The sequence below is a fragment of the Halalkalirubrum salinum genome (assembly GCF_005543295.1).
GTDB lineage: Archaea > Halobacteriota > Halobacteria > Halobacteriales > Haloferacaceae > Halalkalirubrum > Halalkalirubrum salinum.
Genome location: NZ_SRSG01000015.1, coordinates 71,893 through 84,116 on the forward strand (window position 1 = coordinate 71,893; position 12,224 = coordinate 84,116).

The following is a 12,224-nucleotide window of genomic DNA, read 5'->3' on the forward strand; positions in this document are numbered from 1 at the left end:
ACTGGTCGGAACCGTCGATCGTAATTTGGAGTCGTCTCGTTTCGTACTCATTTGAGCAAAACGTGAACTGCGTACCTAAACGTTTCGATGAAAACTAAATCGATTGTCGACCGATTCGAATTAGCCGACGAAGCCGTCTGCGGCCCACGAATCGTCGTCATCGGTCGTTTCAGCCGCGGTGATGCACCGGGAGGCGGGCGCACTCACGAGGACGAACGCGCTTTCGGTCTCGCCGTTCCTGATCTGACGGGTCGACGCCGGTGGGATGCGGATCGCATCGCCGCTTTCCATCTCGACGGGCTCGTCGTCGACGATGACGGTTGCACGGCCCTCCATGAGGATGTAAATCTCCTCGTGGTCGCTGTCGGCGTGGTCGTGCAGGCGGTTCCGCCACTCCGGCTCACAGCGGGCGATCGTCACGCCGACTTCCTTACTGTCGAGTGGATCGCGCAACGTGTGCATCGCCCCCGAGACCGGTTCGATGTCGGTGTAGTTGACGCGCGTGTACGACATCAGTTCCACCTCAACTGATCGGCGTGCGCTACCTGCTCTCTCACCACTATTTCTCTCACGGGCGACTGCGTCGTCTCTCGCTGTACAGTACGGATGACCATGTGCAGAGTTGTATTAGTAAATACTAAATTGTTCTGTTGTGGGTGTGACTGCGGAATGGACAGTGACTGCAAAAGAGTTAATTTATGCGTTGGTCAATTATCTGTATGTCCGCGAGCGAGCGACTCCAGCGGTATCTCACTGACGAACGAGGGAGTTGTACGAACGACGCGCTTCAAGAGCGACTCGAAGAACTCGAGGAGTTGGACGCGACCGTCGGTGGGCCCGATCTCGAATCGGACGTCGATCTGCTGTCAGCGATGGCCAACGAAACGCGGTACAAAATCGTTCGAATCATTCATACGGCCGGTGAGGAGCTGTGTGTCTGTGAGTTCGCCCCACTACTTGATGTGAGCGACAGTGCGATTAGCCACGCACTCTCCCAGCTCACTGAGGCCGGACTCCTCACACGACGAAAGGACGGGAAGTGGCGCAAATACACGGCAACGAACCGAGCCACTGCAATACTAGTCGCGCTCGACGGCTCACGATCTATCGTCCCGTAAGTATTCCCAGTCCCTGTGCCGGGCTATTGAGACATATATATTTCACATACAAGTTCTCAAGTCGGTGGCCTCGAATCTACTGTCTATGAGTGACGATTCGTCGGTAACCTTCGGATTCGTCTGTGTACAGAACGCTGGTCGCAGTCAGATGTCGACAGCGTTCGCCGAACGCGAGCGTGACCGTCGTGGCCTCGAAGACAGTGTCGAGATCATTACTGGTGGAACTCACCCCGCCGACAGCGTCCACGACGAGGTCGTGACGGTCATGCAGGATCACGATATCGATCTCTCGGATCGAGTCCCACGGGAAGTCTCGACCGATGAACTCAAATCGTGTGATGTCGTCGCCACGATGGGCTGTTCAACACTCGAACTCGATGCTGAGGACGTTGAGGTTCGTGACTGGGCGCTGGATGATCCTGATGGCCAAGGTCTCGATCAGGTCCGTGCGATCCGAGATGATATCGAACAGCGGGTTACAGACCTGTTCGACGAAGTCGACACAACCGGTTCACAGTAAATACAGGATTTGGTGGAACGGTAATCGAGTGACTGAGCGTTTTTGTCGGTATAACACCGTATTTTAGATCATTTCTTTGAGTGAGGAATTAAGGCACACATCAAAACCTATCCTCCGAAGTTGTACGCAGAACGAGGACCGATATTTTGTATAGCGACATACGATATACATTTTCTTGTAGTGCGGAATTCCGGCGCTAAGGGACTCCAGATCCTCGAATTCTCCCGATGGGATGAATACAGATAGTGGTTCTGATTACCCTCGTAATCACGACCACTTTGAGATGCCTCGCCGCCGTCGGGGAAGCACGAAACGTGGAACCGCACAATGAGGGCGTTGACCCCAGGGAAAAACTGGAGAGCATCACCATCCACCGAACCGTGTCGAGAGGCCTGTCGATAAGACCCAATAGCTACTAATCGAACTTAATACTCAAGAAGTCTACCTAGCGAACTTTCCTCACTATTGCCTGAACGATCTCCCTAACCCGTGTAGTAGTGATTCACGCGCTAAGGACACGAAATTGTCGCCGTCTTAGAGTTCCTTGCCGTTGATTGATCCCATGGAGCGGTATGGAACTGGACACACAATCACGGCGATGCTCAGGACAAGCCACTGACAATTGAGCCATCGCGGGTGGCTGCCGATGAAAAGCAGATCATGATTGACGGCGAAAAAATGGCTATACGCGGCAATTGACACTGAGTCAAATTTCCCTGCTTGAAATCGACGTACATAGTCGCTGCGGGACCGGTTCCACGGCAGTGTTTTTGCACTATCTCATCGGGAAACATGATGTTTCAGAAGTAGAGCTTCTGGTTGATTCTGGTGGATATCTGACGACCTTGTTTCGACACGATCTGAGCAGCCGGCTTAATTACAGAGAGTGGAACTACATTGAAAAATCTTCCAGACAGTGTAGATGCGAATCGACCGTTTCACTCATTTTGTCGGGGCAGTCATATGAGCGCCCGCTGCTTGCTGCGCCGTTTCAGATATCATTACAATCGCGATAGACCGAACCAAGCGCTAGATCGACCAACTACTACTGAGGAAGTGCTCACTATACAGTGGCTAATTACAGAAGTACTATTGTAATGAACAACTAACTAAATGACGAACAGCGGGCAAGTGTGAGTGTACATTTGAGCGTATTATATTCACTTTCAGAATTTCAGAAGAAGCATTGTGCGTGTAAATACAAGCGTTCACTAGAGCTGAACAATAATTAATAATCTCGGTGACTACGGCAAAATCAGCCATCCTATTCAAAAAAGCTATTCAACGGTCTATAGGGATGGGTACATCGTGGGCTTCCAGAAGGAGTAAACAATTCATATTCGCAATCTGTAGGACTGGATCAGCAATTGAAATCCTGATTCGGACTGAAGACGATCTAAGTGGGCCTGACAAAGTACGCGGTTTCGGAGTCGATGTAATATATCAATGACTGCTACTGTATCAACAACCCACCCTGATTCGTACGGCGTTCCTGTTGGATACATCACTGTCAAGAGGATAAAATTAGTAATTAGTTAGAAAGTGAGTTGTGTAATTCTGATCTCAATGACGAGGCATTATGAATATGTTATCCTTTCCCGAAGGAGTTCATCTATCGTGAACGCAACTTGTTCATTGAAGAATGCTCGGTCATCAGTGCTGAGCTACAGTAACATTTGGAACTCTCTACAACGTCCCCAAAACAGTTGATTCGAGAGGTGTCCCCAAGCGATTGATCCTGTGTAGGAAAAAATAGTGCAAACGCTACTCAAGTGATTTTCCAATTGTATTCAGTTAGCTATATCAAGATTAGTTATGGGCGACCTTTTGTCACCTTGACCATCTATTCATAACGGTCAGGACTGATTTCGAGGAACGTTTTTGTTTCTTGAATTGACTTCCTAACCCTATGTGCGAGTTTCATTCGACCACGTTGAATTTTCGTCTCGGCAAATCTCCTATCACAGCCTGTTAATTCTGGGAGACTTTCTGCTACCCTTAGATACGGTAGTTGTCGGAAAGGACGACGAGGCTCGTGCTCATGCTCAGCTGTTTCCATATAGAGTCCGGGATTGAGGAGATTCCCAAGTGTCACCTGCAAGTGTTCAATATCTGCGATTGCTGCAGGAGGCGTATCTTCGCTGTACTCGTTAACTTCTGCGCGTACACGTTCAAGTAATTCCTCGAGTTTATCGAGATCATCATGGATGTCATCGAACAATACGAGGTCATCGGCGTTCGACTCAATGTTCACGAGCGTGTTCCGTATATCTTGTACAGTCGCGGTGTAATCATGTGGGAGAACGACAGATTCGCATATCCGTGTCGCAAGCGAAACATACAGCTTCGTTTCCTCTACTAATACGTCGATATCCACTTTGTCACGAGTGTCCTCAGGCGTATGCCACCACCATCCGCCGCCTACGGGGCCACCCGCTTCCGTTTGGGGGGTTAGTCGGGCTCCAGAGAGAAGCGAACTCAGCCCAGTCCCCCAGAACGATTGATCAGAGTTTCGTGCAGGTCTACCAGTGCTCCGTAAATAGCTCTCGTCTGATTTTCGAATCGGTATGTTTGTGGCGGTTTCCATAGCGTGGATGTGTTCATCCTCCAGTTCTGCCATGTGCTGGTACCACAAACCATCAGCTCCTTTCAACCCCGGCAGGTCGATATGCAGATACGCGACACCGTTTTTCCGCAAATCGAGCCAGTTGGTATCCGCATACCACGCGCTTCCAGCGTACCGGCCAGTCGAATGACCGGGCCAAAACCCGAATTTTAGTCCTCTGCGGGGCGGTTCGTTGCGCTCGGCGAAGATGCGAGCGATTTCGATGGTTGTGGCCATCGCAGTCGCGTTGTCAGTGATGCCCTCAAACCACGAATCGACGTGATTCCCGATGAGAAAATAGCGGTCACTCTTAACGCCATCAATCGTTCCGACCGGACACGGCAGGTTCGTGAGTTCCGTCGTGACTTCTGTTTTGAGGGTTGCTTCGACCGACCCGTGTTCCAGGCGGCCTGCTAACCATTCGCCGTCCGGATGGTTGATTTCGACCACTGGAATGTCTGGAATCTCCTTTTTTGTGTCAGTACTTGGCGTCCCCCAGACGGGTGTCACGATCCCCTGATATCGGTGTTCGTTGGGAGACTGGCATATGAGGCCGCTTACACCTGCACGTTCGGCGTATCGAACAATATATGGCTTCGGCATTTCTTGAACGAAGGCAATCTTTCCTTCGAGATATCGAGACTCAGCGACAGACTGATCGAATGATTCAACACGAACCACATCTGCGTGCGTTCCGGCAACGGAAGTACTCGCGCTGAATGATACCGTAATCGCGTCGAGTTCGCGCTTCGTTGGTGAGGTAACGACCAATTTACCGGATTCGGGCACACTGATGTAGCCTTCGAATTCGTGCAACTCGGCCGTTACCCCGTATTTGTTCAGTACATCTACGATATACTCGCTCGCTTTCCACTCGTCGGCACTTCCAGAGACGCGAGTAAGACCCGAGAAGGCGTCAAGATGGCGCTCCATCTCTGTTGGATCGATCCGATCAAAAAGTGCATTCTCCGTTGAACGGTCGACAGATTTTAACATTGGTGTGAATCTTGCTATGTACTAACAAGGCATCCATATCTCATTTTGGATTCCGGCAATTTTCAATCAATGAGAATTTATGACAGGGTACATCTATAATTATTACGGAACAGATTCTTAGAAAAATAGGTTTGTCTACAATATAGGTACTCATCAGATCGACATCAGATCGTTACAGAGATCACTTCCTCTTATATCTGTAGAAACTTAGAGCAACTTTGGTTCACTACAGTTCGAACTCGATTTTCAACTCGAATTCGTTCGCTTTACCGCGTAGAAGGTTTGGAATCTGTTCATGAAGTCGCTCTCCGTTCATTCGGTACGTCGGGCCGGATACACTGAACGCGCCGAAAACATTATTATCTGGAGCCAAGATTGGTACGCCGACAGTTCGTAGTCCGTCCATTCCCTCCTCTTTATTGAAAGCGTATCCTCGTTCTCGAATTTTTTCGAGCTCCTGATACAGTTCCTCCCTGTTGGTAATCGTATTTTGTGTTTGAGCAGGAAGTCCGATGGTGTCAAGAATCGACTGAATCCGGTCGGGTGGCAAGTGAGCTAAAATTGCCTTTCCAGCACCCGTTGAGTGCAAATATATCCGCTTCCCGATGCTCGTGTTAGTATGCACAGCGTTTTGACCGATCTGTCGATGGACGAACACTCCTAAACCATACTCTTCGGTAATGAACTGCGATCGCTCGTTCGTCTCTTCTGCTAACTGTTTCACAATCGGCTTTGCCATCCGATAGGCCTTCTTTTGTTCGCGCGTGTGTTCACCAAGGCGAAGAAATTTGAAACCGATTTCGTACTTGCTACCTTCTTTCACGATGTACTCCATCTCTTCGAGGGTAGATATATGGCTGTGAACAGTACTCTTTGCCATGTCAAGGTGGTTTGCGAGGTCGGTTATGCCTGCACCGTCCAGTTCCCGTAGTGCCTCTATCACTTCGAATGATGTCTTTGTGGCGTTTACCGTTCGAGATGAGTTTTGTGAAGGCATGATATAGCCTATTGTTCTCATACCACATATATTGTTCGCTTGGTGTGAACACATTGTAGGGTGCAATATCTTGAATGTACGTGTCTTTCACGGCTGTAGATGCGGATTCTACCAATTAGCTATTTTTCAGCACTAACGTGATTGATAATCATTACTAATGTATTCACACAGTGTGAACATACTCTTCACCCAAGTCAACAGTGTTGATTTCCTCAGACAGTGTATTTAAGAGAATGCGGCATAAGGTGGATCCATGCAATTTGGATACGGATTACTGACAGGCCAACGTATCCCTGGTTCGGACAAATCGTACGAGATGACGTACGAGGAGATGATTAAGTTGGCATCCATGGCCGAAGATTACGGATTCGACACGATACATACCTCGGAGCACCATTTCTTTGATGACGGGTATTCGCCATCAGTCTTGCCGCTTTCGGCCGCGCTTGCGAGAGAAACCGAGCACGTTGGAATCGCAACGACAATAGCGCTTGCTCCGTTATACGATCCGATTCGTCTCGCGGAAGATGCGGCCACGATTGATATACTCTCAGGCGGACGCTTCATATTAGGACTTGCAAACGGGTACATGCAAGCTGAATTCGACGCGTTTGACATCCCTCGATCCGAGCGCGCTCGTCGCGTTGTGGAGACCATCGAAATCTGTCGGCGCGCATGGGTAGATGAGAAACTCTCATTCGACGGGGATATCTTCACCTACGACAATCTCCGAGTCGAACCAAAACCAGTACAAGACGGAGGGCCAGATATCTATCTGGGAGGTACGTCCAAGCCTGCGATTCGACGCTCAGCACGACGATGTGACGGCCACATTGGTATCGTTTATTATGACAGTGAGATGCAGTACAAATCCTCCTTCGAACAGTTCGCCGACAACGTCGAACTCCTCAATGAAGAGAGGACTGTCGCCGCGGACGATTTCACCATCTCGGTGATGCAGTACACGCACGTCGATTCAAGTTCGAACACCGCTTGGGAAACGCTCGCTCCGTCTTTAATCTATTCGCGTCGTAAGTATGCCGAACACGCAGACGGACGCGACGCATCACGATGGGACCGCGAATCGATGACTGACGAACGAATGGCGCAGTTGCGCGCAGGTGCGATGGTAGGCAACCCTGAAGAAGTGATAGAACGGCTTCGAGCGTACGAAGAGGCTGTTCCTGGGGAGCTCCACTTCTTAGCGCGGATGTGGCATCCTGGGCTTCCGTTTGAAGAACAGGTCGCCGCGCTCAAATTGTTCGGCGAGGAAGTAATTCCTGCACTATCATAGCATCGAAGAGGACGTATTCGGTTCATCTCCTAATTGAGGGCACCGAAGAGATTATATCGGAGTATGACAACCGGTAACAGGATCGATGGGAATTTCACAAATAGATGCAGTCGGAATGAAAATACCGTTCTCGGAGAATTTTCCACTGAATTACGGTACAGAACAGGCAACACACCATATTTTTGTCCGTGTGAAGACAGACACTGGAGGAGTCGGATACGGGGAAGGGACGGCGCTGCCATGGTTCACCGGAGACGTCGCGCCCGGTTTAGAAGAAATCGCACGCGATTGGATTGCGCCGTCAATAATGAATGACTCTCTTGACGATGCGTTCGTGCAACTCCGTCAGTTCCAGGATACGTTCCCCGGAGCGTACGGTGCGATGGCCGCCGTCGAAATGGCGTTACTAGATTTGAAGGCCAAACGATTCGATGTCCCGGTTCACGAGCTGCTTGGAGCGAAACTCCGAGATTCGATTCCTATTGTCTCTGTTTTGCCTGCACACGACACTGATACGACCGCGAGGAAAGCAACTGAGGAGGTAGAGAAAGGATATCGGCATCTTAAAATAAAAGCCAATGGGAATACAAAAACCGATATAGAACGTATCGAAGCCGTTCTGGAGGTTCTTCCAGAACGGGGAACACTCCGAATCGATGCGAACACAGCCTGGAAGACGTACCCGACAGCTGCGAAAGTACTGAGCGAAATTAACGAAGAGGAAAAAATAGAATACGTCGAACAGCCCGTCGCCGTGAACAGAGTTGACCACATGAGACGATTGTGGGAAGAGTTTGGAATTCCAATTTATGCCGACGAATCTGTGAACGGCATTGCCGACGTGGAACGCTACGGTAATAACGCACAAATTTCTGGTTGTCACCTCAAACTAGCAAAATCCGGATCGTTGTTGACATTGGCGACGATGGCCGAGCGCGCAAAAAAATACGACATGACCGTTTCGGTAGTGAGTGCGTTCGGGACTTCCCTCGAAGCAACGGCGAATCTGCACTTGGCTAGCGTCGTTGAGAACCTTTCGCAAGGCGTCGAGATTTGTACGGATTTGCTTGCGGACTCGTATGGTTCGCCGGCACTGGAACAGGCTCCAAAACTGTCGGTTCCGACCAAGCCCGGGATTGGCGTCACTATTGACGACACAGTATTCTGATTTCGGGAGCTTTGTCGACGATGCCGGTAGACCTATGTCTCGATTAGTATAGATGTCTGATAAAATCGAATACCATGTCATTCTGAACGGTGTCGTTTTAGAACGAGAGTACCGACAAACACAAGGCTGACGGCCACCCGAAATCGATCTCGGATCCGTCAAAGCTCGGCTTCTAGGTCGATCGAGGGGAACTGCCGAAATCCGTAGCCTATGACTCTAACAACTGAACTCTGTTCACGGTTCAAATCCTCAAGACATTCGAACGGCTCAGCATTTGTGGCAAGAGAGTACCACTGTTGTATGACTTATTTGGAGAGTATTTGGCTTCGACTCGCCCGTTTCCGGGGCAACGACTATAACCTCTGATTGGTTTGTTGCTACCACAATGGTCGAAGAACCCAGTATTGCAGTAATTACCGGCGGTGCCAGCGGGATCGGTCGAGCCACAGTCACTCGGTTTCTCGAAGACGACGTATACGATCTCGTCGCGTGTCTCGACATCGCCGAAGACGTCGAAAAGCGGTTCGAAGATGAGTCTATCCGGGCATTCCGGTGTGACGTGACCGACCACGACCAAGTCAGCGAAACTATCTCCGAACTCGAAGGTGAGGGACGAATCGATGCGGTGGTAAACAACGCGGGCTTTTCGAAGTACAGTTGGATCGGCGACCTGTCTCCCGATGAGTGGCGCGAAATAATTGACATCAATCTCACGAGTCAATACAACCTGGCTCATACCGCCGCACCGGCGATGTACGAACGAGAACACGGCTATCTCCTCAATGTATCGAGCGGCGCGGGAAAGCGCGGAAGCGCCAGCGGTGGCGTCCATTACTCGGCCGCAAAAGCAGGCGTGTTCGGACTCACAAAGGGTTTGGCGAAACAGCTGTCACCCTACGTCCGAGTCAACTGCGTCATTCCGGGCTTGGTCGACACCCCTCTTGCAACCGATTCAAATCTCTGGACGGAAACAGAATTAGAAGAACAGGCGGAACGTATTCCGCTTAAACGGCTAGCACAGCCAGACGACGTCGCCCGGGTAATTCACTTCCTCTGTGACGAGGGCGCGTCCTATATGACAGGAGAGCTTGTGACGGTTGACGGTGGTTCGTCGCTTAGTTAAGCCTGATTCTTTAGTCTTGAGACCGAAGAGTACGATTCTATACCGTTTAAACAAGTTCCCAATTAAGCTGTCTTGGAGCGTCGCGCCGTGAACCTGCTGGCACCGATTCCCTTGCATAACGGCAGTTATTGTCCACGTTGTCGTGCCGTATCTTGGTGAACGAATCCGATCTGCGGGTGTTTGAGAAAATCAGCAAGTAGAATCGGTATCCTCGTATTCGGATCGTTTTCGCATCTATTTACCTGTGTACACGGACGAACGACTATGCGTGACCTATTTTCCTACCAGCTGGCTCGTCGGTTGTAAACCCAACTGGGTCGGGGTGGAAAATCTTTCCCCACTAATTGTCAACGGCAAACCGACAAATGAGCACTCCATGAGGGTCTTACCGACTAAGCCTTTGAGCAATTGTTTTAAGAGATCTTCAAAGAATGGCTTACTCTGTACTTTCGAGAATTTTATTTGGTAACACACTCATCTGAAATCAAGGTCAGAGGCTCGTAATACCACTCTCGAAAACGCACTTTGATTAACCAGCAATCTTCGTCATAAGAGGGTCAGTTATTTATTTACATACTGTATATGCAGTGAAATTATACGAAGCTTTAATACGTTTGGTATGAGTTCACAATACGATGTACATAGGAGATCCAGAGTCCGGGGAGTCCCCGGATACATCTAGTACCTCGAGCGATCGGCGAAAATTCATGAAGGGAATTGGATTAGCTGGTGTGACCGGCATCCTCAGTTCAATTGCTGGATGTTCTTCCGATGATGGCAGTTCAGAAGAGCGCGGGGAACAAGTTCCCACCCTAGAAGTTATAGGATACCCTGAATCAAACCGCTCGAGTTTCGACACCCTCACCGAGATTGTGGACGAGGTCGAAAATCTCGGCTTCGACCTCGAATACAACCCAGTTAGCCGTGATCGACATCTCGACCTAGTGTTCTACGAGCATGACTATGAGATTAGCAGTCTCGGCTACACTGGCCGACCGGAGCGACTAGACCCAAACGCGCTTCCGTGGGGGAACTATCACTCCTCCGAAATCGAGGGAGGTGCGTACAACTGGACCGGAACCGACTATCCGGAAATTGATGAGGCTCTGGAGGCCCAACGCGAATTGTTGGATCCCGATGAGCGCCAGCCCCTCGTCCACGAGATGCAAGAAGTCATTATGAGTATCCCCGGGGGTGAGATGCCGATCGAACATCCAGACCTCGTCAACGTATACAACTCGGAAAAATTCGACGGCTTCGTCGCCGTGCCCGGGCTGGGTATGAATAATTACGACACTTGGCTCAACGTCGAGGCGCTCGGCGACGATCGCGAAATGACCTGTGGGTATCCCCTCGACGTACCTCACATTACGCCGTTGCAAGCGAACGAAACGAACCAAATTGTCAACCGTATCTGCCACGATACCCTGACCGTTGTCGGTGATGATGGTCTGCCGACCGAGTGGTTGGCAACAGATTGGGAGATATCGGCAGATAACACCCGAATAGACTTCACAATTCGTGAGGGCCACGAATTCAACGACGGCGAACCCTGCACGGCGGAGGATGTCGTATTCACGTACGAATACATTATGGAGTGGGAAGTTCCATTCCTCATCTCCAGCCTTGGCGCGCTAGATGAGGTTTACGCTGACGGAAACATTGTCACCTTCGAACTATCCGAACCAGACGCGCCAATCTTCAATGATGCCTTCTCTCGCATACAAATCCTTCCCGAACACATCTGGTCGCAAATTCCCGACGCTGATGACGACATCGATGCGCCGTTCGAATGGTCACCCACGGAAAGTGACCTCACAGATAACGGACTCATCGGTAGCGGTCCATACGAATTCGACGAATGGCGTCGTGGCTCCGGCGTTCGCTTGACCGTCAGAGACAGCCACCCAGTCGGAACCCCGGATATCGACTCGATATTTATCCAGACTATTGAGAGTCCATCTGCGCTGACAACCGCACTTCGGAACGAAGAGATCGACTTTGTCATCGACACCGACGCTGACTCGCAGGTACTGGACGATCTCGCATCCGAGGAAGACCACTTGGAATTTGTCGCAACCGAGTCTGTCGGCTATGACGAGTGGGCTATGAATACACGTGTCGAGCCGCTTGGTCGAGAATCGGTTCGCCAGGCAATGTCTGCGATGATTCCAAAGGAACGTATCGCCCAAGAGGTATGGCGTGGCTATGCGCAACCCGCGATCTCGCCAATCAGTCCAGCATTGGAATTCTGGCACAACCCCGACGTAGAGAAGTGGCACGAATACTCGATGGAAGACGCTGTCGAATGGCTCGAAGAGGATGGATTTGTCGTCGAAGAAGACGGTATCTACTACCCAGTTGACGGCTTCGAGGACTGAAGCGCCTCTCTCTGTACAGCGT

9 protein-coding genes and 1 pseudogene are annotated in these 12,224 nt (G+C 50.4%); 7 read left to right on the forward strand and 3 right to left on the reverse strand.

Going from position 1 to position 12,224, the window contains the following annotated elements:
* Nucleotides 1-120 precede the first annotated feature (120 nt).
* Nucleotides 121-513, reverse strand: a complete 393-nt coding sequence (locus E5K03_RS06560) for a cupin domain-containing protein (protein WP_138005575.1) — start codon at nt 511-513, stop codon at nt 121-123.
* A gap of 206 nt (nt 514-719) precedes the next feature.
* On the opposite strand from E5K03_RS06560, the gene E5K03_RS06565 reads away from it, so the two are divergent.
* From E5K03_RS06565 to E5K03_RS17510, 3 genes and pseudogenes are all read left to right on the forward strand, one after another.
* Complete coding sequence (locus tag E5K03_RS06565) at nt 720-1,118, forward strand: ArsR/SmtB family transcription factor (RefSeq protein WP_138005578.1); 399 nt, start codon at nt 720-722, stop codon at nt 1,116-1,118.
* Between the two features lie 85 nt (nt 1,119-1,203).
* On the forward strand, nt 1,204-1,638 hold the full coding sequence (locus E5K03_RS06570) for a low molecular weight phosphatase family protein (RefSeq protein WP_138005580.1): 435 nt from the start codon (nt 1,204-1,206) through the stop codon (nt 1,636-1,638).
* 519 nt (nt 1,639-2,157) lie between these two features.
* Nucleotides 2,158-2,736, forward strand: a pseudogene (locus E5K03_RS17510) (IS6 family transposase); the annotation flags it as partial.
* A gap of 745 nt (nt 2,737-3,481) precedes the next feature.
* Here the strand turns inward: E5K03_RS17510 and E5K03_RS06575 are convergent.
* Both E5K03_RS06575 and E5K03_RS06580 read right to left on the reverse strand, forming a co-directional pair.
* On the reverse strand, nt 3,482-5,239 hold the full coding sequence (locus E5K03_RS06575; RefSeq protein WP_138005583.1) for a M28 family peptidase: 1,758 nt from the start codon (nt 5,237-5,239) through the stop codon (nt 3,482-3,484).
* Nucleotides 5,240-5,465: 226 nt separating this feature from the next.
* Nucleotides 5,466-6,236: an IclR family transcriptional regulator gene (locus tag E5K03_RS06580; protein WP_138005584.1), complete on the reverse strand. Its 771-nt coding sequence runs from the start codon at nt 6,234-6,236 to the stop codon at nt 5,466-5,468.
* A gap of 253 nt (nt 6,237-6,489) precedes the next feature.
* Between E5K03_RS06580 and E5K03_RS06585 the strand changes: the two genes are divergently transcribed.
* From E5K03_RS06585 to E5K03_RS06600, 4 genes are all read left to right on the forward strand, one after another.
* Nucleotides 6,490-7,530, forward strand: coding sequence for an LLM class flavin-dependent oxidoreductase (locus E5K03_RS06585; RefSeq protein WP_138005587.1), 1,041 nt, complete (start codon nt 6,490-6,492; stop codon nt 7,528-7,530).
* 85 nt (nt 7,531-7,615) lie between these two features.
* On the forward strand, nt 7,616-8,698 hold the full coding sequence (locus E5K03_RS06590; RefSeq protein ID WP_138005590.1) for a mandelate racemase/muconate lactonizing enzyme family protein: 1,083 nt from the start codon (nt 7,616-7,618) through the stop codon (nt 8,696-8,698).
* 385 nt (nt 8,699-9,083) lie between these two features.
* Nucleotides 9,084-9,821 (forward strand): SDR family NAD(P)-dependent oxidoreductase, encoded by a 738-nt coding sequence (locus E5K03_RS06595; RefSeq protein ID WP_138005593.1) that lies wholly within the window; start codon nt 9,084-9,086, stop codon nt 9,819-9,821.
* Between the two features lie 707 nt (nt 9,822-10,528).
* Entirely contained in the window at nt 10,529-12,202 is a 1,674-nt protein-coding gene (locus E5K03_RS06600) for an ABC transporter substrate-binding protein (protein ID WP_171006617.1), read from the forward strand.
* The last annotated feature ends 22 nt before the right edge of the window (nt 12,203-12,224 follow it).